Raw genomic sequence first — 20,505 nt, forward strand, 5'->3', positions numbered from 1 at the left:
GATAAAATTCGTTAGAAAACGTTGAATGTCAATATTTTTGCAAAATAAAAACACAACATCGTATTTCGTATTATATTAAATATTACATTTGCTCCATTATAAATTATTATTACTATTACAATGCGTACAGGTACAGTTAAATTTTTCAATGAATCTAAAGGTTACGGATTCATTACAGACGAAGAAACAGGAAAAGACATTTTTGTTCATGCATCAGGAATCAACGCGGAAGAATTACGCGAAGGGGATAGAGTTAGCTATGAAGAAGAAGAAGGAAGAAAAGGAAAAGTTGCTGCGAAAGTAGCAGTGATCTAAGCATAAAAATTAATTTTTTTGCCTACGAATGTTTAAAACGTTCCGATATTTATCGGAACGTTTTTTTTTGCACCAAAGCGTAGTATTCAAAAAGACTACTGATATTTGACTTTGTTAAACCCTTGGGATGTTAAACACATCACAAGATAAATATTTTTTGTTATTTATAATTAATAAAAATTGTAAATTTACATCGATATAGTAGCCATGTATTTTTAAGTTTTCATTGCTATTTAATAATTTGAAGGGTATCTTTGTCATTTATATTTATTTAAAAAAACCACAACCATGCAATCCGATCAATTAAGTTATATCCCAATTTTAATGCAGTTAGTTTTAGCGGTGGGATTTGTTGTAGGCACCATAATAATTTCTGGTAAATTAGGGCCTAAAAGATCTTCAGAAGCGAAAGATAAAAACTTTGAATGCGGTGTTGAATCGGTAGGAAATGCCAGAATTCCATTTTCTGTTAAATATTTTCTAGTAGCCATATTGTTTGTTTTGTTTGATGTGGAGGTAATTTTTCTGTATCCCTGGGCAGTCAATTTCAAAGAATTAGGAATGGAAGGAATGGTAAAGATGGTGATTTTTATGTCTTTGCTTTTGATAGGGTTTTTCTATATCATCAAAAAGAAAGCGTTAGAGTGGGAATAAAAATTTATTTTTAAATGCTGAATTTTAAATTTTAAAAGGTTTCATTATAATTTACAATTCAAAATTTGTAATTCAAAATAATAAAAGATGAGTGATTCTAAAATAAATATGGTAGCGCCACCCGAAGGAGTTGTAGGAGAAGGTTTCTTCGCTACAAAACTGAATGATGTTGTGGGTATGGCTCGTGCTAATTCATTATGGCCATTACCTTTTGCAACCTCTTGTTGCGGTATAGAGTTTATGGCAACAATGGCTTCGCATTATGATTTGGCTCGATTTGGCTCAGAGCGAGTGAGTTTCTCTCCGCGCCAGGCCGATATGTTAATGGTAATGGGAACGATTTCAAAAAAAATGGCCCCTATTTTGCGTCAGGTATATGAGCAAATGGCAGAGCCTCGTTGGGTAATAGCCGTTGGTGCTTGCGCTTCCTCTGGAGGGATTTTTGACACCTATTCTGTTTTGCAGGGAATTGATAAAGTGATACCGGTCGATGTCTATGTTCCGGGTTGTCCGCCAAGACCGGAGCAAATTGTTGACGGAGTTATGAAATTACAAGAGTTGGTTCGAACTGAATCCGTAAGAAGAAGAAGTTCCCCGGAATACCAAGAATTATTAGCTTCGTATAATATCAAATAAAAGAATGGCGCTAGAAACGATACAAATCCAAGAGAAATTAGTTGAGACATTTGATTCAGCTGTTTTTGAATTCAATCAAGAGAGAGATATATTTTCATTTGAAGTTACTGCGGACAAAATTACTGCGGTGATTCTTTTTTTAAAAAATGATCCCATATTGCGTTTTCATTTTTTAACTGATCTATGTGGAATTCATTACCCAGATAATGATGTAGAACATCAATTTGCGGTAGTATATCATTTACACAATTGGTACGAAAACAAAAGAATTAAAATCAAAGTGTTTATCAATGGTGAAACCCCTGAAATAAAATCGATATCAAGTATTTTCCTAAGTTCAAACTGGATGGAAAGAGAAACGTATGATTTTTATGGGATAAATTTTATTGGTCATCCGCAATTGAAACGTATCTTGAATATGGACGAAATGATTTCTTTTCCAATGCGAAAGGAATTCCCAATGGAAGACAGCGGAAGAACGGATAAAGATGACCGTTTCTTTGGTAGAACAACCGACAATTATTAAAAAAAAAACAATTATAATTTTTCACATTAAATAAATGTCAGAACTATTATTATCCCCAGAGCATCGCTATGCTAAAAGAATTGCAGCGCAGTTAAATGAAGATGGAAGCGAGCTTTCTATATTGAATTTAGGTCCTACGCATCCTGCGACTCACGGTATTTTTCAAAATATCCTGTTGATGGATGGAGAGCGAATTCTGGAGGCGGAACCAACCATTGGTTACATCCACAGAGCTTTTGAAAAAATCGCTGAAAACAGACCTTTTTACCAAATCACTCCCCTCACGGACAGAATGAATTATTGTTCGTCGCCTATCAATAACATGGGTTGGTGGATGACATTAGAAAAATTATTAGATATTGAAGTTCCTAAAAGAGCACAATATTTAAGAGTTATCGTAATGGAGTTGGCGAGAATTACGGATCACATTATTTGTAATTCAATCCTTGGTGTCGATACCGGCGCCTATACCGGTTTTTTGTATGTTTTCCAATTTAGAGAAAAAGTATACGAAATATACGAAGAAATTTGCGGGGCTCGTTTGACTACCAATATGGGAAGAATTGGTGGTTTCGAAAGAGATTGGTCACCAGAAGCCTTTAGAAAATTAGATGTTTTTTTAGCTGATTTTCCAGCCGCTTGGAAAGAATTTGAAAACTTATTCGAAAGAAATAGAATTTTTATTGACAGAACTGTAAATGTTGGCGCTATATCGGCTGAGCAAGCTATGGCATACGGATTTACCGGTCCTAACTTACGGGCTACCGGTGTTGATTATGATATTCGTGTTGCGCAACCCTATTCTTCTTACGAAGATTTTGATTTTATTGTTCCGGTGGGAAAATCAGGAGATACATATGATCGTTTCTGTGTTCGTAACGCTGAAGTTTGGGAAAGTTTGAGTATTATTCGTCAGGCATTGGAAAAAATGCCAGAAGGCAACGAGTTCCATGCGGATGTCCCGGATTATTACCTTCCGCCTAAAGAGGATGTGTACAACAATATGGAATCCTTGATTTACCATTTCAAAATTGTAATGGGTGAAGTTCCGGTTCCGGTTGCTGAGGTGTATCACCCGGTAGAAGGAGGTAATGGAGAACTTGGTTTTTACTTGGTTACTGATGGAAGTCGGACGCCGTACAGATTGCATTTTCGCAGACCTTGTTTTATCTATTACCAAGCCTATCCAGAAATGATAAAAGGAGCCTTGCTTTCAGATGCAATTGTTATTTTATCAAGTTTAAATGTTATTGCCGGAGAATTAGACGCTTAATGAAATTATAAAAGATGAATTATAAATTTTGAATAAAAGTTAAAAAACATTAAAAATTTAGCATTCAAAATTTGAAATAATAAAAAATGGAACGTACGTATCACAAACAAGAAATAAATATGACTGAAGCATTGATGTCTCGCATCAATGAATTGATTAGTCATTATCCTGAAAACAAAAGAAAATCGGCGTTATTGCCTATTTTGCATGAAGTTCAAGACGCTCATGAGAATTGGTTGAGTATTGAATTAATGAATAAAGTGGCCGAAATCCTTTTGATTAAACCAATTGAAGTGTACGAAGTAGTGTCGTTTTATACGATGTACAACCAAAGACCAATTGGAAAATACATGTTCGAATTTTGCCAAACCTCTCCTTGTTGTTTGAACGGAGTCGAGGATTTAATGGATTACACTTGTGAAAAATTAGGTGTAAAAGTAGGTGAAACTACTCAAGATGGTCTTTTTGAAGTAAGAGGTGTGGAATGTTTAGGAGCTTGTGGTTACGCTCCAATGATGCAATTAGGAGACTTTTATAAAGAACATTTGACGGTGGCAAAAATCGACCAGTTAATTGAAGATTGCAAAAATGATACAATAGTTTTACACGATACATAATATGTCACAAAAAATATTATTAGATAAAATAAATATTCCGGGGATTAAAACTTACGAAGTGTACCGTCAGAATGGTGGATATGCTTCAGTAGAAAAAGCCATCAAAACATTAACGCCAGACGAGGTTGTCGAAGAAGTGAAAACTTCCGGATTGCGAGGTCGCGGTGGGGCAGGTTTTCCCGCAGGAATGAAGTGGAGTTTCATTGATAAAAAATCAGGAAAGCCAAGACATTTAGTTTGTAATGCGGATGAATCAGAACCAGGAACTTTTAAGGATCGTTATTTGATGGAATTTATTCCTCATTTGTTGATTGAAGGAATGATCACTTCCAGTTATGCTTTGGGTGCAAACCTATCCTACATCTACATTCGTGGAGAATATATGTGGGTTTATAAAATATTAGAAAGAGCCATTAACGAAGCAAAAGTCGCTGGATTTTTGGGTAAAAATATATTAGGTTCAGGCTATGATTTAGAACTATATGTTCATTGTGGTGCCGGAGCTTACATCTGTGGCGAAGAAACTGCATTGATAGAATCGTTGGAAGGAAAAAGAGGAAATCCTCGCATCAAGCCACCATTTCCTGCTATTTCAGGACTTTGGGCTAATCCAACGGTGGTGAATAACGTAGAGACGATCGCCGCGGTGCCGTGGATTGTTAATAATTCAGGTGCAGAATATGCCAAAATTGGTATTGGGCGTTCTACAGGGACCAAATTAATTTCGGCTTCTGGACATATTAAAAATCCGGGTGTTTATGAAATTGAATTGGGTTTAAGTGTTTATGAATTCATGAATTCTGATGAATATTTAGGCGGAATGAGTTCTGACAGACCTTTGAAAGCATTTGTACCCGGTGGAAGTTCTGTTCCGGTTTTACCAGCGCATTTGATTTATAAAACTGCCGCCGGTGAAGATCGTTTAATGTCCTACGAATCGTTAAGTGACGGTGGATTTGCAACAGGTTCTATGTTAGGATCAGGTGGATTTATCGTGTACAATGATACATCTTGTATTGTACGTAATACTTGGAATTTCTCTCGTTTTTACCACCATGAAAGTTGTGGACAATGTTCCCCTTGTCGTGAAGGAACTGGCTGGATGGAAAAAGTATTGCATAGAATAGAAAATGGTCACGGTCGGGAAGAAGATATCGATTTGTTGTTGAGCATTCAAAGTAAAATTGAAGGCAACACGATTTGCCCATTGGGTGATGCGGCAGCTTGGCCAGTGGCAGCGGCGATTCGGCACTTTAGAGACGAGTTTGAATACCACATTCGTTTCCCGGAAAAAATAAAACATAGAGATCATTTTGTTGCGGAACCTTTTGAAAAAGTAAAGCATTTAGTTTCTAAAGAAATGATTTAAGAGTAAGGATTAACGTTTTTTGATTTCAGAATTAAGATACTCCGTAGGAGTTAAATATTGGTAGATAATGAAAGTAACCATAGACGGTCAAAGCATAGAAGTAGAACCAGGAACAACAATCCTGCAGGCAGCACGTATGATAGGTGGAGAGGTAGTTCCGCCAGCGATGTGCTATTATTCTAAACTAAAAGGAAGCGGCGGAAAATGCCGTTGTTGTTTAGTGGAAGTGGCAAAAGGAAGTGAAGCTGATCCAAGACCAATGCCAAAATTAATGGCATCTTGTGTAACGGGCTGTATGGACGGAATGGAAGTGAACAGTAAATCTTCGCCAAGAGTAACCGAAGCCAGAAAATCAGTAACGGAGTTTTTATTGATCAATCACCCATTAGATTGTCCGGTTTGTGACCAGGCAGGAGAATGTGATTTGCAAAATTTAAGCTTTGAGCACGGAAAGTCAGAAACGCGTTTTATCGAAGAAAAAAGAACATTTGAGCCCGAAAATATAGGACCAAATATTCAATTACACATGAACCGTTGTATTCTTTGTTACCGTTGTGTGATGGTGGCTGATCAATTGACAGACGATCGTGTGCACGGAGTAATGGATAGAGGAGATCATTCTAATATATCAACGTGTATCTCAAAAGCGGTTGACAATGAATTCTCTGGAAATATGATTGATGTTTGTCCGGTAGGCGCTTTAACAGATAAAACATTTAGATTTAAATCGAGAGTTTGGTTTAGCAAACCTTATAATGCACACAGAGATTGCCCAACTTGTTCTGGAAAAACTACCGTTTGGATGTTTGGTGACGAAATTCAACGCGTTACAGGAAGAAAAGATGAGTACCATGAAGTAGATGAATTTATTTGTAATGGGTGTCGTTTTGATCACAAAGATGTTGCGGATTGGATTATTGAAGGGCCGAGAGCCTTTGAAAAAGATTCTGTGATCAATCAAAATAAATACAATAGAAAATTACAAAAAGTGGAAATCGCTACCGAAGAGAATATTCTTTTAGGAAGAGAGAAAGACCGCAAGAAAATAAGCATGGTAGAGTTTCCATTGACTGAAGAAGATATTACGAATCAAAAAAGCTTAGGTAATAATGGATAGTACACTTATCATTGATAAAAGCGTCATTATTGTAGTAGTTTTTGCTATAACAATGTTGATGGCGATGTATTCTACTTGGGCAGAACGTAAAGTTGCCGCATGGCTTCAAGATCGAGTTGGCCCAAACCGAGCGGGACCTATGGGATTGTTTCAACCACTCGCTGATGGTTTGAAATTGTTTTCGAAAGAAGAATTTGAACCCAATACGCCAAACCGGGTGTTGTTTTTTGCAGGTCCGGCCATTGCAATGAGTACGGCCTTAATGACTAGTGCTGTTATTCCTTGGGGCGATCGTTTTCATTTGTTTGGCAGGGATATTTTGCTGCAAGCAGCTGATATTGACATAGCATTATTATACTTTTTTGGAGTTGTTTCTGTAGGTGTTTATGGAATTATGATTGGAGGTTGGGCCTCAAACAATAAATTTTCATTGATTGGTGCGGTTCGTGCTGCCTCTCAAATGGTTTCTTATGAAGTGGCAATGGGGCTTTCAATTATAGCTCTATTGATGATGACCGGGACGTTGAGTTTGAGAGAAATTTCAGCACAGCAGTCTGGAATGAGTTGGAATGTTTTTTACCAACCTTTATCTTTTTTAATTTTCTTGGTGTGTGCTTTTGCGGAGACCAACAGAACGCCATTTGATTTGCCAGAATGTGAAACCGAATTAATTGGGGGGTATCATACGGAATATTCGTCGATGAAAATGGGTTTCTATTTGTTCTCTGAATATGCAAATATGTTTATTTCATCTACTATTTTGGCGGTTTTATTCTTTGGCGGCTATAATTATCCTGGGATGAGTTGGGTGGTTGAAAATTGGGGAATCAATATTGCTAATGTTATAGGTATTGGAGTTCTTTTTATAAAAATATGTGGATTCATTTTCTTTTATATGTGGGTACGATGGACTATTCCAAGATTTAGATACGATCAATTGATGCATTTGGGTTGGAGAATATTGATTCCACTGTCTATCATCAATATAGTGATTACGGGTATTGTAATTTTGAGAAACGATATTGCGGCTTATTTAGGATTTTAATGTCTACTCTTAAAATAAAATTAATTAGCATTAAATTTAATACATAAATCTCAAAATCACTAGCCCTGATAGTAGCGGCATCCTTTTATTTTTTTCTTTAAAAAATAAAAGATACAGCGAATAGCAGGATTAAGCTTCAAATAAAATAAGTAGAAAGGATTAAAATTGAGTGTTCGATTGCTTCGTTCCTCGAAATGACTAAAAAATGAGTATAGAAAACATATCCTTATCGGGAAGGAAAAAAGTAGTCTCTAATAAAGAGATGACTTTTTGGGAAAGAATGTACCTGGTTGCGATTGTCAAAGGCTTGATAATTACGATTCAGCATTTGTTCACCAGAAAAGTAACGATTCAGTATCCGGAGCAAGTGCGTGAAATGAGTCCTGTGTATCGGGGGCAGCACATGTTAAAGCGAGATGAGGAAGGTCGTGAAAACTGTACAGCATGTGGTTTGTGTGCGTTGTCTTGTCCTGCAGAGGCCATCACGATGAAGGCTGAAGAACGCAGAGAGGATGAAAAACATTTGTATCGAGAAGAAAAATATGCCTCGATATATGAAATCAATATGTTGCGTTGTATATTTTGTGGATTGTGTGAAGAGGCTTGTCCTAAAGACGCCATTTACCTGACGACTTCTAAAGTATTGGTTCCTTCAAGTTATGAACGAGAAGATTTCATTTTTGGAAAAGACAGATTGGTCATGCCATTAGATATCGCAATGAAAAATGCTCAACTTAAAAACGCGAACTAAATGTCTACAATACTTATAATTTTTTGTGTATTGGCTGCTATCACATTAGCAACCGCCTTTTTGACAATTTTCAGCAAAAATCCGATTCACAGTGCTATTTATTTAGTGGTGTGTTTCTTTTCGATTGCGGGTCATTATCTATTATTGAATTCTCAATTTTTAGCCATAGTACATGTCATCGTGTATTCTGGAGCGATTATGATTTTGTTTTTGTTCACGATCATGTTGATGAATCTGAACGAAGAAAAAGAAGTCCACAAACCAAGAATAACAAGATTAGGAGCAATTGTTTCTTTTTGTTTGATATGTTTGATTTTGATTGCTATTTTTATCAACTCAAAACCTATTGTTGGCGAATATGTAACCACTGGCGAAGATTATCAATCTATAAAAGTACTGGGTAAAGTGTTGCTCAACGAATATATGGTGCCTTTTGAATTTGCCTCTATATTGCTTTTGGTCGCTATGATTGGTACTGTTTTATTGTCTAAAAAAGAAAAATTGCAAAAATAAAATGAACAATATTTTAAACCACATTGGTATTGAAAATTATATATTCCTAAGCGTGATACTTTTTTGTATTGGCGTTTTTGGGGTGTTGTACAGACGAAATGCCATAATCGTATTTATGTCAATTGAAATTATGCTGAATGCAGTAAACTTATTGTTTGTAGCATTTTCGACGTATCATCAAGATGCGCAAGGACAAGTTTTTGTGTTCTTCTCGATGGCTGTTGCTGCGGCAGAAGTTGCGGTAGGATTGGCAATTCTGGTTTCTATTTTTAGAAATTTAGGTTCAATTACCATCGATAATTTAAAAAACCTAAAAGGATAAATGGAAATGAATACCAATATAGCTTTAGTTTTAGTTCTTGCTCCTTTTTTAGGATTTTTAATTAATGTTTTCTTTGGCAAAAGCCTTGGAAAATCACTTTCTGGAATAATCGGAACACTTTCTGTTGTTGTCTCTTTTATTGCGACTGCTTATTTCTTCGGTGGAATTGCAGCGCAACCAGAAGGCATTCGAATTGCTCTTTTTGACTGGATCCAAATCAGTACTTTCAAAGTCGATTTTGGATTTCAATTGGACCAACTGTCCATTTTATGGTTGCTTTTTGTGACCGGAATTGGATCTTTGATTCATTTGTATTCGATCAGTTATATGCATGAGGATGAAAATATGCATACCTTTTTTGCGTATTTGAATCTGTTTATATTTTTCATGATTCTTTTAGTAATAGGAAGTAACTTATTAGTGATGTTCATCGGTTGGGAAGGCGTAGGTCTTTGTTCGTATTTGTTAATTGGTTTTTGGCATAAAAACCAAGAATTTAATGACGCTGCAAAGAAAGCATTCATCATGAACCGTATTGGGGATTTAGGGTTGTTAGTTGGAATTTTCATTCTCGGTAATTTATTCTCGACTTTAGATTACGCTACTTTAAAAACTGCTATTGCCGGTGCAACGGATCTTGATATGTATTGGCTTTCTGTTGCTGCTTTCGCGTTATTCATTGGCGCTTGCGGTAAATCAGCACAAATTCCATTGTATACGTGGTTACCGGACGCGATGGCGGGACCAACACCGGTTTCGGCACTGATACACGCGGCGACGATGGTAACAGCAGGGATTTTTATGATTACCAGATTGAATTTCTTATTTGATTTGACTCCGGATGTGCAATCGATTATTGCTATTGTTGGAGCCGTTACTGCTCTGGTTGCTGCAACCATTGGACTGCTGCAAAATGATATTAAGAAAGTCTTGGCGTATTCTACTGTTTCTCAACTGGGATTAATGTTTTTGGCTTTGGGATTGGGCGCCTATGAAGTGGCTGTTTTCCATGTAATCACGCACGCTTTCTTTAAAGCTTGTTTGTTCTTGGGTTCCGGTTCTGTAATTCATGCTTTGCACGGTGAACAAGACATGCGCAAGATGGGTGGATTGAAAAAAGCAATGCCAATTACTTTTGCAACAATGCTTATTGCTTCATTAGCGATTTCAGGAGTTCCATTATTCTCCGGTTTTTTCTCTAAAGACGAAATATTATTAGTGGCTTTCCATAATAACATTCCGTTATGGATTGTGGCTTCGGTTGCCTCTATAATGACTGCTTTTTATATGTTCCGTTTAATGTTTTTAACGTTCTTCCAAGAATTCAGAGGAACAGCAGAACAAAAGCACCATTTGCACGAAAGTCCAGCTTTGATTACCATTCCTTTGATTGTTTTGGCAATATTGGCTACTATAGGTGGTATGATCAGTTTGCCTGGAAATAGTTGGTTGAATGAATATTTGACTCCTATTGTACCTAAATTAGCCGCGGCAGAACACCATTTAGGAACTACTGAATACATCTTAATGGTTATTGCTGTTGTGGGTGGATTGGTTGGAATTGGTATTGCTTACGCTAAATACATCAAACAAAACGAGGTTCCTACAGAGGATGCGGCCATTACAGGATTTTCTAAAGTTCTTTACAATAAATATTATGTGGACGAATTTTATGATGCTATTTTTGTTAAACCAATTAACTTTTTGTCTCGTTTTTTCAGAGACACAATAGAAACGGGTGTAACAGCTTTTGTTTTTGGTATTGGAAAAGTAGCAAACGAAATAAGTTTTCAAGGAAAGAAAGTCCAAAACGGAAGTATCGGTCTTTATCTCTTTGCCTTTGTTTTAGGACTTTGTGCTATTGTTTCGTATTTGTTTTTAGCAGAATAACCGAATTTATACACAAGTTTTCATAATACTAAAATTATAATTTTAAAATAAATTTTCTTTTAAAAATCTGGTTCTAAGGATGTTTAAAAAACAATAAATAATTACAAATGAATGTATCTCTAATATTAATTATACTTTTGGTCGGCACGTTTGCAACGTATCTTGCAGGCGATAAGCTAGCTTCAAAAGTAGCTTTGTTCTTTGGGTTAGCTGCTGCAGGCGCTTCAATTGTATTATTAAATCACTATAATTTAGGTGAAAACATCAGTTTCATCAACCAGTGGATTACGCAACCTAATATTTCTTTCGCTCTAAAAGCAGATGGATTGTCAATGGCGATGCTTTTATTGACTACGGTTTTGATTCCAATAATTATATTCTCTTCTTTTGGAAATCAATACGAAAATTCAAAATCTTTTTATGCGTTAATCTTGTTCATGTCATTTGCAATGGCAGGAACATTCTTAGCATCAGACGGTTTGTTGTATTATGTTTTTTGGGAATTATCATTGATTCCAATTTACTTCATCGCTTTAATTTGGGGTAACGGAGACGTAGAAGAACGCAAAAAAGCAGTAGTTAAATTCTTTATCTACACCTTAGCAGGTTCTTTATTTATGTTAGTGGCTTTTGTTTATATGTATCAAAAAGCGGGAAGTCTTTTATTAGAAGATTTATACAAATTGAACCTAACAGCAACTGAACAATTGTGGATATTCTTAGCTTTCTTCTTGGCGTATGCCATTAAGATTCCATTAATTCCTTTTCATACTTGGCAGGCAAATGTGTATCAGAAAGCACCAACCGTTGGTACGATGCTTTTGTCAGGGATCATGCTAAAAATGGGATTGTATAGCGTTATTCGTTGGCAATTGCCTTTGACACCTCTGGCAGCTAAGGAATACATGTATATTTTCATCGGACTTGGACTTGCAGGGGTGATTTACGGGTCTATCGTTGCATTGAAACAAAAAGATTTGAAGAAATTATTAGCGTATTCTTCTTTGGCTCACGTTGGATTAATAGCAGCCGGAACGTACACGTTGACATTAGACGGATTGCGTGGTGCTGTTTTACAAATGATTGCACACGGATTTGTAGTTGTTGGGTTGTTTTATGTAGCTGAAATTATTTTTAGAAGATATGAAACTAGAGCAATTGCTGAAATGGGAGGCATTCGTTCACAGACACCAAAATTTACATCAATGTTTTTAATCTTGGTTTTAGCCTCTGTTGCTTTGCCAACTACTTTTAATTTCATTGGAGAATTCACCGTTTTATACAGTCTTTCACAAATCAACATTTGGTTTGCTATTTTAGGAGGAACAACCATAATATTAGGAGCGTATTATATGTTGAAAATGTTTCAACATGCCATGTTGGGCGAAACTAATTCAAAACCTTTTGCGGATGTAACGTTCAATGAAGGAATAACTTTGGTACTAATAATTGGTGTTTTATTCTTTTTTGGGATGTATCCAAAGCCAATTACTGATTTGATTACCCCAAGTCTGGAAGAAATTTTAACTCAAATAAACCGAATTAACTAAGTCAAATAAAAAAATGAATACATTAATAGCTATAATAGGATTAGGTGTTTTATGCCTTTTATTTGAAATCTTTAATTTAAGAAGAGCCATTGTTCCAATAATGATTATTGGATTATTGGGAGTGCTGGGTTTAACTATATCTGAATATAATTCAACAGAAAGTTACTATAGCAACATGATTGTTGTGAGTAAATTTTCAACTACTTTTTCATCTTTGTTTATTGTGCTAACCATTTTCTTGGTAGCTTTAGGACATAATTTTTACGAAAATCACCAATCTAAAATCTCGGATTATATTGCCATAAAAATATTTTTATTAGCAGGGGCAGTGGCAATGGTTTCTTTTGGAAACTTAGCGATGTTCTTTTTAGGAATCGAAGTGTTGTCCATTGCACTTTACATTCTTGCTGCAAGTGACCGTTTGAGTTTGAAAAGTAACGAAGCGGGAATGAAATATTTTTTAATGGGATCTTTTGCCTCTGGAATCATTCTTTTTGGGATCTGTTTAATTTATGGTGCCATGGGAAGTTTTGACGTTACTGAAATCAGTGAATTGTCGCAATCAGCGGAATTGCCAGTTTGGTTTCCAATAGGAATTGTGTTGGTTACCATAGGGATGTTGTTTAAAGTGGCGGCAGTTCCATTTCATTTCTGGGCACCTGATGTTTACGAAGGTTCTCCAGCGTTGACCACTGCATTAATGAGTACTTTGGCAAAAGTAGTTGCTATGGCTAGTTTGTACAAATTACTATCAGTAATGAATGCGGATGTTTCTGAGTCATTCAAAATGGTAGTCGTTGTGATTTCGATGGCTTCGATGACCGTTGGTAATATTATGGCATTGAGACAAACAAACGTGAAGCGTATGTTGGCTTTTTCTGGCGTTTCTCATGCCGGTTTTATGTTGATGACTTTGTTGAGTTTGTCTACATCAGCTGGAAGTTTGTTGTATTATGCCTCAGCGTATTCTTTATCTGGAATCGCTGCTTTTTGTGTGATTTTATACGTTTGTAAAAATAGAGACAACGAAGATGTTGTAAATTTCCACGGATTAGGAAAAACCAACCCTTTATTAGCGGCCATTCTTACGGCAGCTTTACTTTCTATGGCAGGTATTCCTATTTTTGCGGGTTTCTTTGCTAAGTTGGTTTTGTTCAATCAAACGATTCAAGCGGGTTATTTGACTTTAGTGATCGTAGCAGTGATCAATTCGATTATAAGCGTTGGGTACTACTTCAAATTGATTTTGGCGATGTACACTAAAGAACCAAACGAGGAACGAAAAGGAACGCCGGTTGTTATTTATGCGGTTGCCATTGTAGCAATTGTGTTGAATATCGCATTAGGGTTGTTTCCATCCTTAGTGTTGGATTTGTTGGCATAAATTAAATCTGTATATTAAAAAAAATCTTGATGACTTAGCTATCAGAATTTTTTTGTCATGTGTTTTTGCAATGAATTGTGTGCTCAATCTAATGGAACGGTATTGTCTTTTTTCAAAATAGATGGTCATAATTTCTGGATCTGTTAAATCTGGCTTATCGTTGTTACTGAATCGCTCACAAGTATATTTTAAATTTTTTCTAATTTTTCACAAATTGTCGAATAAATTTGCACTAATTTTAATGCTTTAGTCTGAATAATCGTATGTTTAAAAGTACTTCGAGAATTCCGTAAGTCGCTTATTTTTATACTTTAATAAGATATATAGAAGATGTTTCTGTTTTTTTTAATCGATTTGTAATACTGATTCTTAACACTTGTTTCGCATTAGAATTGAAATAATAAAATCTGGGACTCTCCAAAAGCTGGAGACGGTACCGAAGAGTCTAAACTGACTATGAGTTTACTTTTTAAATCCAAACGCTTTTAGAAATGAAGGCGTTTTTTTTATGTTTATCTTTACTCGAAATTAAAAGGCAATGCTCAAAATTGGACATCGTGGTGCTAAAGGATACGAACCGGAAAACACTCTTGTTTCGTTCCAAAAAGCATTAGACCTACATGTGGACGGTATTGAACTCGACGTGCATTTGAGTGCTGATGAAGAATTAATTGTTATTCACGATGAAACCATTGACCGTACGACCAATGGAAAAGGTTTTGTAAAAGTTTTATCTTTGCAAGAATTAAAGGCATTTCGAATAAATGGAAAGCACCAAATCCCTACGCTACAAGAGGTTTTTGATTTGGTAAACCAAGGCTGCCTGATCAATATTGAACTCAAAAGCTACGAAGCAACAGACAAAGTAGTCTCACTCATTGAAAAATATGTTGCTAAAAAAGGTTGGAAATACGATCGTTTTTTAATTTCCAGTTTTGATTGGAATGCGTTGCAGCAAGTGGCGTTTTTAAATGATAAAATTTCAATTGGCGTTTTAACGGAAACTGATTTAGACTTGGCTTTGGCTTTCGCCAAATTCATTCAGGCAAAATCCATTCATCCGCATTTTCATTTATTGACAAAAGAAAACACGGCGCAAATGCAAGAAAAAGGATTGCAGGTTTTCCCATGGACTATCAATGAATTAGAAGATATTCAAAAAATAAAAACATTCAACGTAAACGGAATCATCACCGATTTCCCAAATAGAATATGAATCAGAATTTTGATATAATAATAGTAGGCGGTGGCGCAGCAGGTTTTTTTACAGCGATAAATATTGTAGAAAAAAATCCAAAACTGAAAGTTGCCATTCTGGAGCGCGGTGCAGAGGTATTGCAAAAAGTTCGCATTTCCGGCGGCGGAAGATGCAACGTGACGCACGCTTGTTTTGAGCCAAATGAATTAGTGAAGTTTTATCCGCGTGGCGAAAAAGAATTACGAGGCCCTTTTCATCAGTTCTGTTCTGGCGATACGATTGAATGGTTTGAGAAACATGGTGTAGAATTAAAAATAGAAGGAGACGGACGCATGTTCCCGGTTTCGAATTCTTCACAAACTATTATTGATTGTTTTCTAACTGCCACACAAAAACTGGGTATTGCAGTACTTACAGGACAAAGTGTACAATCAATTTTCAAGAAAGAGAATGAATGGAAAATCGAAACCCAAACTGAAAATTATCTTGCCGAAAAACTGATTCTAGCTACTGGGAGTAATCCTAAAGTATGGGAAATGTTACAGAATTTTGGTCATGCAGTTGTCAGCCCGGTTCCTTCCTTATTCACTTTTAATATCAAAGATTCCAGAATAAAAGAATTACCCGGAGTTGCGGCGCAAGTAACCGTAAAAGTAAAAGACACCAAACTCAGCTCAACAGGACCGTTGTTAATTACCCATTGGGGAATGAGCGGACCGGCGATATTGAAACTCTCCGCTTGGGGAGCCCGCATCTTGCATGATAAAAATTATCAGTTCAATATTTTCGTGAATTGGTTGAACGATGCTGACAAAGAAGATGTCGAGAAAAAGCTAAAAGACTTAAAACAGGAACACGCGAAAAAATCAGTTTCCAAGAAATCTCCTTTCGAATTAACCAATAGATTATGGGAAAGTTTGGTGTTCGCTTCCGGAATTGAAGCGGAGACGAAATGGGCCGATTTGTCTAAAATTCAATTGACGAATCTTGCGAATCAATTAACGAATGGCACTTTTCAAGTGAATGGAAAAAGCACCTTTAAAGAAGAATTTGTGACGGCAGGCGGAATTGATTTAAAGGAAATCAACTTCAAAACTATGGAAAGCAAACTACACGAAAACCTATATTTTGCTGGTGAAATTGTTAATATTGATGCCATTACTGGAGGATTCAACTTTCAGAATGCGTGGACTAGTGGGTTTATTGTGGCGAGTGCTATATAATAAATCAACGCTTTAACAGTGTGGAAGCCTAAAAGGTTAAAAAACTATCCTTTATTCAACCACCAGATACTTCCATTCAAAACCGCTGCAAAACTTACCCAAGCCAAATACGGAATGAATAAATAGCCCGCAATTTTATTGATTTTTGAAAACTGAAGGTACGTTTCAAAGATCATCAACCACAATACAATAATTTCTAATCCGGCTAACATCGGGTTGTGTAATCCAAAGAATAAATACGACCACAAAGCATTCAGTGCTAATTGAATCGCAAAGAAAATCAACGCTTTTTTTACTAGTTCTTTTTCGACTTCTATTCGGTCCCAAACTAATCCAGCAGCAACACCCATCATCACATACAGCATACTCCAAACTGGTGCAAAAATCCAATTGGGCGGATTAAAACTTGGTTTTATTAAGGTTGGATACCAAGTGGTAATGGCAGAACGAGTAACCGTACCAGAGAAATAACCAATCGCAAGACACGTAACAACAACAGCTAATATTCGGGTGATTTTATTCATTTTTATATTTTTCTAATGTGAGCCAAATTTACTCAAATCTTTGTAACGATTAACCAACTAAACGAATAAACAAATAACCCAAAAAAAGTATATTTGCATAAATTTATACATTCATGATTTCAGCAACCGATTTTATTCCATCACAATATACACATTCGATTGAAGAAGGCAATTTTCAATGGAGTGCACCCAGCAATATTGCCCTTGTAAAATACTGGGGAAAAAAAGACAATCAAATTCCTGCTAATCCATCGGTGAGTTTTACCTTGAATAATTGCAAGACGATTACTAAATTGGCTTTCGCCAAAAAAGAGATTTCTCCAGAAGTTTCGGTATCGCTCAATGTAACGGGTAATAATTTCTCTTTTGACTTACTTTTTGAAGGACAACCAAAAGAAGATTTCAAACCAAAAATCCAAAAATTTCTGGAGCGAATCGAAATCTATTTACCGTTTTTAAAAGACTACCATTTTACGATTGACACGGAAAATACCTTTCCGCACAGTTCCGGAATTGCTTCATCGGCATCTGGAATGGCGGCTTTGGCGATGAACTTAATGAGTTTAGAAAAAGCGTTAAACCCAAGAATGACCGAGGAATATTTCTATCAGAAAGCCTCTTTATTAGCACGTTTGGGTTCTGGAAGCGCTTGCAGAAGTGTAAAAGGACAAGTGGTAGTATGGGGTAATCATGCAAATATCTCCGGAAGTTCGGATTTATTTGGCGTGGAATTTCCAAATGCAATTCATGCTAATTTCAAGAATTTTCAAGACACTATTTTGCTGGTTGACAAAGGAGAAAAGCAAGTTTCAAGTACCATTGGACATGATTTAATGCACAACCATCCTTTTGCCGAAAGGCGGTTTGCACAGGCGCACGAAAATTTAGACCAATTGATTTCAATTTTCGAAAGTGGAAATCTGGACGAATTCATCAAAATTGTAGAGCGCGAAGCCTTGACGTTACATGCCATGATGATGACTTCGATGCCTTATTTTATATTGATGAAACCAAATACGTTGGAGATTATAAATGCGATTTGGAAATTTAGAAATGAGACTACAATTCCGGTTTGTTTTACGCTGGATGCCGGAGCAAATGTGCATGTTTTATATCCTGAGAATGTTGCCGAAAAAGTTTTACAATTTATTCAGCACGAATTAGTTGGCTATTGTCAAAATGGTCAGTACATTTGTGACGAAATTGGAAATGGAGCGGTATTGCTTTAATTTATTTATTTTTCACTATCTTTAATTTTTAAAGACCTGAAAACATGGACATTCAATCCGAGAAATTAGAATTGATAAAAATGTTGTTAGAAACTGACGACACAGCCATAATTGAAGCTGTGAAAAACATTTTCAAATCACAAAAAAAAGAGGTTTGGAAAAATTTATCACCTGAACAACAAGAAGAAATTGACCTTGAAATTCAGGAAGCGAATCGTGGCGATCAAGTTGATTTATAAAACAGCACATTAAAAAATGCCTAATTGCCAACCCCCAAATTGTTAATTTACAACACCATATGAAAGGACCTTTATTTTACTCAAAAATACTACTCTTTGGAGAATACGGAATAATTCGTGACTCAAAAGGGCTTTCAATTCCATATAATTTTTATAATGGTGCGCTCAAAAGAGACGGAAATTCGTCTGAAGAAGCGGTAAAATCAAATGGGAATTTAAGGCGTTTTGTTATCTATCTAGACACTTTACAAGACGAACACCCCAATCTGGTTACTTTTGATTTAGACCTCTTGAAAAATGATGTGGAAGCCGGAATGTATTTTGATTCCAGTATTCCTCAGGGTTATGGCGTAGGTAGCAGTGGTGCACTTGTAGCCGCTATTTATGATAAATATGCTCAAAATAAAATTACGGTTCTGGAAAATTTGACTCGTGAAAAATTATTGCAGCTAAAAAATATATTTTCTCAAATGGAGAGTTTTTTCCACGGAAAAAGTTCTGGATTAGATCCTTTGAACAGTTATTTGAGTATCCCTATTTTAATCAATTCTAAAGATAACATTCAAGCAACCGGAATTCCAAATCAAAGCTTTGACGGCAAAGGAGCCGTATTTTTGTTAGATTCTGGAATTGTGGGCGAAACCGCTCCCATGGTGAATATTTTCATGGAAAACCTGAAAGACAAAGGATTCCGCGCCATGTTGAAAAATCAATTTGTAAAATATACAGATGCCTGCGTTGAAAATTTCCTGGGCGGAGACATGAAATCATTGTTCATGAATACCAAGAAACTATCTAAAGTGGTCTTGAATAACTTTAAACCAATGATTCCGGAACAATTTCACAGCATCTGGCAACAAGGAATTGACAGTAATGATTATTATTTGAAATTATGTGGTTCTGGTGGCGGTGGTTACATCTTAGGATTCACAGAAGATTTAGAAAAAGCCAAAATTTCCCTGAAAGAGTATAAACTAGAAGTCGTGTACCAGTTTTAAACATCCTCTCCCCAACCCTCTTCAAAGGAGAGGGAGAAGAAAACCTAAAATAGCACCCTTATTATTGGGAGCACATTCTTAAATAAATCTAAATGTTAAGCAGGCACCACAAACTTCTCCTAATGAAAATTGCAAGTTTGTTCTCTGTGGTTAGAGGCTATAACATTCCGGTCATTATCCTGGCACAATACCTCTCAGCCATATTTATTTTGGCTCCTGACACAAGAGCTTTGGCTATTTTACTCGATTTCAATTTATTTATCTTGGTTTTTGCTTCATCACTAACAATTGCTTCGGGATATATTATCAATAATTTTTATGACAGCCAAAAAGATTTAATCAATCGCCCTAACAAGTCCATGTTAGATCGATTAGTGAGTCAAAAAACAAAACTAAACGTCTATTTTACATTGAATTTCATAGTTGCCTTAATGGCTCTGTTTGTTTCTTGGCGTGCTTTTTTATTCTTTTCCCTATACATTTTCGTTATTTGGTTTTATTCCCATAAAATAAAAAAATACCCTATAATAGGAAATTTGACAGCGGCTTTACTTGCCGTGACCCCTTTTTTTGCCATACTATTGTATTACTACAATCAGATCCCGTTTGAAGAAATTGAAAATTACAAAAGACAGCTTGGAGTAATATTTGTGCATGCCTCTTTTTTGTTCTTATTGCTGCTGATTCGGGAAATGATTAAAGACCTAGAAAATCTGAAAGGCGATTTAATTACTGATTATAAAACGATTCCCATTGTTTATGGAGAAGAAATTTCAAAAAAAATCATAACCTTTTTGACACTCCTTACCGTTTTCCCCGTTTATGTTTTAATCGAAATTTACGATGTGGGATATATGGATATTTATTTTTATTCCTCGCTCATAATCCTTATTTTATCCTTGCTTTACTTGTGGAAATCAAATGCTAAACCACAATTTCTATTGCTTCATAATGTCCTGAAATTTTTAATTGTCTCTGGAGTATTTTGTATTGTACTGATTGATCCGAGTGTTTTATGGCACGGCAAAAGATTGCTGATGATGCTTTAGACAATCCCTTTTTAAGAATTACTAAAAAAAACCTCTATCATCAGGCTAGGCATTCTCTTGAAATAGAAGAAGGGTTCCTACTA

The 20,505-nt window shown here is 35.9% G+C and carries 22 protein-coding genes; 21 read left to right on the plus strand and 1 reads right to left on the minus strand.

What is annotated here, in order from left to right:
• Positions 1 to 120 precede the first annotated feature (120 nt).
• The 17 genes from EKL96_RS03410 to EKL96_RS03490 all read left to right on the plus strand — a co-directional run bounded on the left by EKL96_RS03410 (position 121) and on the right by EKL96_RS03490 (position 16,383).
• Entirely contained in the window at positions 121 to 315 is a 195-nt protein-coding gene (locus tag EKL96_RS03410; RefSeq protein WP_007137066.1) for a cold-shock protein, read from the plus strand.
• Between the two features lie 288 nt (positions 316 to 603).
• A complete protein-coding gene (locus EKL96_RS03415; protein WP_126458217.1) occupies positions 604 to 969 on the plus strand; it encodes an NADH-quinone oxidoreductase subunit A in 366 nt (121 codons plus the stop codon).
• 87 nt (positions 970 to 1,056) lie between these two features.
• Positions 1,057 to 1,605: an NADH-quinone oxidoreductase subunit B gene (locus EKL96_RS03420; RefSeq protein ID WP_113664545.1), complete on the plus strand. Its 549-nt coding sequence runs from the start codon at positions 1,057 to 1,059 to the stop codon at positions 1,603 to 1,605.
• 4 nt (positions 1,606 to 1,609) lie between these two features.
• Positions 1,610 to 2,131, plus strand: a complete 522-nt coding sequence (locus tag EKL96_RS03425) for an NADH-quinone oxidoreductase subunit C (RefSeq protein WP_126458220.1) — start codon at positions 1,610 to 1,612, stop codon at positions 2,129 to 2,131.
• Between the two features lie 34 nt (positions 2,132 to 2,165).
• Positions 2,166 to 3,404 (plus strand): NADH-quinone oxidoreductase subunit D, encoded by a 1,239-nt coding sequence (locus tag EKL96_RS03430; protein WP_126453972.1) that lies wholly within the window; start codon positions 2,166 to 2,168, stop codon positions 3,402 to 3,404.
• An 86-nt stretch (positions 3,405 to 3,490) separates the two neighbouring features.
• Positions 3,491 to 4,021: a complex I 24 kDa subunit family protein gene (locus tag EKL96_RS03435; RefSeq protein ID WP_126458223.1), complete on the plus strand. Its 531-nt coding sequence runs from the start codon at positions 3,491 to 3,493 to the stop codon at positions 4,019 to 4,021.
• A gap of 1 nt (position 4,022) precedes the next feature.
• Positions 4,023 to 5,390: an NADH-quinone oxidoreductase subunit NuoF gene (nuoF, locus tag EKL96_RS03440; protein ID WP_126458226.1), complete on the plus strand. Its 1,368-nt coding sequence runs from the start codon at positions 4,023 to 4,025 to the stop codon at positions 5,388 to 5,390.
• A gap of 67 nt (positions 5,391 to 5,457) precedes the next feature.
• A complete protein-coding gene (locus EKL96_RS03445) occupies positions 5,458 to 6,507 on the plus strand; it encodes a 2Fe-2S iron-sulfur cluster-binding protein (protein ID WP_126453964.1) in 1,050 nt (349 codons plus the stop codon).
• The gene (nuoH, locus tag EKL96_RS03450) at positions 6,500 to 7,552 is read left to right on the plus strand and encodes an NADH-quinone oxidoreductase subunit NuoH (RefSeq protein WP_126458229.1); all 1,053 of its coding nucleotides are present in this window, start codon (positions 6,500 to 6,502) and stop codon (positions 7,550 to 7,552) included. The genes EKL96_RS03445 and nuoH overlap by 8 nt, the downstream gene beginning before the upstream one ends.
• Before the next feature lie 205 nt (positions 7,553 to 7,757).
• Positions 7,758 to 8,303 (plus strand): NuoI/complex I 23 kDa subunit family protein, encoded by a 546-nt coding sequence (locus EKL96_RS03455; RefSeq protein WP_126458232.1) that lies wholly within the window; start codon positions 7,758 to 7,760, stop codon positions 8,301 to 8,303.
• A complete protein-coding gene (locus EKL96_RS03460; protein WP_126453958.1) occupies positions 8,304 to 8,816 on the plus strand; it encodes an NADH-quinone oxidoreductase subunit J in 513 nt (170 codons plus the stop codon).
• 1 nt (position 8,817) lies between these two features.
• A complete protein-coding gene (gene nuoK, locus EKL96_RS03465) occupies positions 8,818 to 9,138 on the plus strand; it encodes an NADH-quinone oxidoreductase subunit NuoK (RefSeq protein ID WP_066079401.1) in 321 nt (106 codons plus the stop codon).
• A gap of 6 nt (positions 9,139 to 9,144) precedes the next feature.
• Positions 9,145 to 11,028 (plus strand): NADH-quinone oxidoreductase subunit L, encoded by a 1,884-nt coding sequence (gene nuoL, locus EKL96_RS03470; RefSeq protein WP_126458235.1) that lies wholly within the window; start codon positions 9,145 to 9,147, stop codon positions 11,026 to 11,028.
• A gap of 107 nt (positions 11,029 to 11,135) precedes the next feature.
• A complete protein-coding gene (locus EKL96_RS03475) occupies positions 11,136 to 12,578 on the plus strand; it encodes a NuoM family protein (protein ID WP_126458238.1) in 1,443 nt (480 codons plus the stop codon).
• A 13-nt stretch (positions 12,579 to 12,591) separates the two neighbouring features.
• Positions 12,592 to 13,962: an NADH-quinone oxidoreductase subunit N gene (locus tag EKL96_RS03480; protein WP_126458241.1), complete on the plus strand. Its 1,371-nt coding sequence runs from the start codon at positions 12,592 to 12,594 to the stop codon at positions 13,960 to 13,962.
• Between the two features lie 538 nt (positions 13,963 to 14,500).
• On the plus strand, positions 14,501 to 15,178 hold the full coding sequence (locus EKL96_RS03485) for a glycerophosphodiester phosphodiesterase (protein WP_126458244.1): 678 nt from the start codon (positions 14,501 to 14,503) through the stop codon (positions 15,176 to 15,178).
• Positions 15,175 to 16,383, plus strand: coding sequence for an NAD(P)/FAD-dependent oxidoreductase (locus tag EKL96_RS03490; RefSeq protein ID WP_126458247.1), 1,209 nt, complete (start codon positions 15,175 to 15,177; stop codon positions 16,381 to 16,383). Before EKL96_RS03485 ends, EKL96_RS03490 begins: the two co-directional genes overlap by 4 nt.
• 44 nt (positions 16,384 to 16,427) lie before the next feature.
• Here EKL96_RS03490 and EKL96_RS03495 read toward each other — a convergent pair whose 3' ends face one another.
• Positions 16,428 to 16,907, minus strand: coding sequence for a TspO/MBR family protein (locus EKL96_RS03495; RefSeq protein ID WP_126458250.1), 480 nt, complete (start codon positions 16,905 to 16,907; stop codon positions 16,428 to 16,430).
• 113 nt (positions 16,908 to 17,020) lie between these two features.
• Here EKL96_RS03495 and EKL96_RS03500 point away from each other — a divergent pair, with 113 nt between their 5' ends.
• The 4 genes from EKL96_RS03500 (at position 17,021) to EKL96_RS03515 (ending at position 20,422) form a co-directional block, all read left to right on the plus strand.
• Positions 17,021 to 18,136: a diphosphomevalonate/mevalonate 3,5-bisphosphate decarboxylase family protein gene (locus EKL96_RS03500; RefSeq protein ID WP_126458253.1), complete on the plus strand. Its 1,116-nt coding sequence runs from the start codon at positions 17,021 to 17,023 to the stop codon at positions 18,134 to 18,136.
• Between the two features lie 44 nt (positions 18,137 to 18,180).
• Positions 18,181 to 18,375, plus strand: a complete 195-nt coding sequence (locus EKL96_RS03505) for a hypothetical protein (protein WP_126458256.1) — start codon at positions 18,181 to 18,183, stop codon at positions 18,373 to 18,375.
• Between the two features lie 59 nt (positions 18,376 to 18,434).
• Positions 18,435 to 19,373, plus strand: coding sequence for a mevalonate kinase (locus tag EKL96_RS03510; protein WP_126458259.1), 939 nt, complete (start codon positions 18,435 to 18,437; stop codon positions 19,371 to 19,373).
• Positions 19,374 to 19,465: 92 nt separating this feature from the next.
• On the plus strand, positions 19,466 to 20,422 hold the full coding sequence (locus EKL96_RS03515) for a geranylgeranylglycerol-phosphate geranylgeranyltransferase (RefSeq protein ID WP_126458262.1): 957 nt from the start codon (positions 19,466 to 19,468) through the stop codon (positions 20,420 to 20,422).
• Positions 20,423 to 20,505: the final 83 nt, after the last annotated feature.

The organism is Flavobacterium sp. LS1R10 (assembly GCF_003968825.1).
Classification (GTDB): Bacteria; Bacteroidota; Bacteroidia; order Flavobacteriales; family Flavobacteriaceae; genus Flavobacterium.

Excerpts from the sequence above, each read along its gene's own strand:
- EKL96_RS03445 (WP_126453964.1), top strand. The coding sequence starts at position 5,458 with ATGAAAGTAACCATAGACGGTCAAAGCATAGAAGTAGAACCAGGAACA.
- EKL96_RS03435 (WP_126458223.1), top strand. The coding sequence starts at position 3,491 with ATGGAACGTACGTATCACAAACAAGAAATAAATATGACTGAAGCATTG.
- EKL96_RS03415 (WP_126458217.1), top strand. The coding sequence starts at position 604 with ATGCAATCCGATCAATTAAGTTATATCCCAATTTTAATGCAGTTAGTT.
- EKL96_RS03485 (WP_126458244.1), top strand. The coding sequence starts at position 14,501 with ATGCTCAAAATTGGACATCGTGGTGCTAAAGGATACGAACCGGAAAAC.
- EKL96_RS03410 (WP_007137066.1), top strand. The coding sequence starts at position 121 with ATGCGTACAGGTACAGTTAAATTTTTCAATGAATCTAAAGGTTACGGA.
- nuoF (WP_126458226.1), top strand. The coding sequence starts at position 4,023 with ATGTCACAAAAAATATTATTAGATAAAATAAATATTCCGGGGATTAAA.
- nuoL (WP_126458235.1), top strand. The coding sequence starts at position 9,145 with ATGAATACCAATATAGCTTTAGTTTTAGTTCTTGCTCCTTTTTTAGGA.
- EKL96_RS03515 (WP_126458262.1), top strand. The coding sequence starts at position 19,466 with ATGTTAAGCAGGCACCACAAACTTCTCCTAATGAAAATTGCAAGTTTG.
- EKL96_RS03460 (WP_126453958.1), top strand. The coding sequence starts at position 8,304 with ATGTCTACAATACTTATAATTTTTTGTGTATTGGCTGCTATCACATTA.
- EKL96_RS03455 (WP_126458232.1), top strand. The coding sequence starts at position 7,758 with ATGAGTATAGAAAACATATCCTTATCGGGAAGGAAAAAAGTAGTCTCT.
- nuoK (WP_066079401.1), top strand. The coding sequence starts at position 8,818 with ATGAACAATATTTTAAACCACATTGGTATTGAAAATTATATATTCCTA.
- EKL96_RS03495 (WP_126458250.1), bottom strand. The coding sequence starts at position 16,907 with ATGAATAAAATCACCCGAATATTAGCTGTTGTTGTTACGTGTCTTGCG.
- EKL96_RS03505 (WP_126458256.1), top strand. The coding sequence starts at position 18,181 with ATGGACATTCAATCCGAGAAATTAGAATTGATAAAAATGTTGTTAGAA.
- EKL96_RS03430 (WP_126453972.1), top strand. The coding sequence starts at position 2,166 with ATGTCAGAACTATTATTATCCCCAGAGCATCGCTATGCTAAAAGAATT.
- EKL96_RS03475 (WP_126458238.1), top strand. The coding sequence starts at position 11,136 with ATGAATGTATCTCTAATATTAATTATACTTTTGGTCGGCACGTTTGCA.
- nuoH (WP_126458229.1), top strand. The coding sequence starts at position 6,500 with ATGGATAGTACACTTATCATTGATAAAAGCGTCATTATTGTAGTAGTT.
- EKL96_RS03480 (WP_126458241.1), top strand. The coding sequence starts at position 12,592 with ATGAATACATTAATAGCTATAATAGGATTAGGTGTTTTATGCCTTTTA.
- EKL96_RS03490 (WP_126458247.1), top strand. The coding sequence starts at position 15,175 with ATGAATCAGAATTTTGATATAATAATAGTAGGCGGTGGCGCAGCAGGT.
- EKL96_RS03500 (WP_126458253.1), top strand. The coding sequence starts at position 17,021 with ATGATTTCAGCAACCGATTTTATTCCATCACAATATACACATTCGATT.
- EKL96_RS03420 (WP_113664545.1), top strand. The coding sequence starts at position 1,057 with ATGAGTGATTCTAAAATAAATATGGTAGCGCCACCCGAAGGAGTTGTA.
- EKL96_RS03510 (WP_126458259.1), top strand. The coding sequence starts at position 18,435 with ATGAAAGGACCTTTATTTTACTCAAAAATACTACTCTTTGGAGAATAC.
- EKL96_RS03425 (WP_126458220.1), top strand. The coding sequence starts at position 1,610 with ATGGCGCTAGAAACGATACAAATCCAAGAGAAATTAGTTGAGACATTT.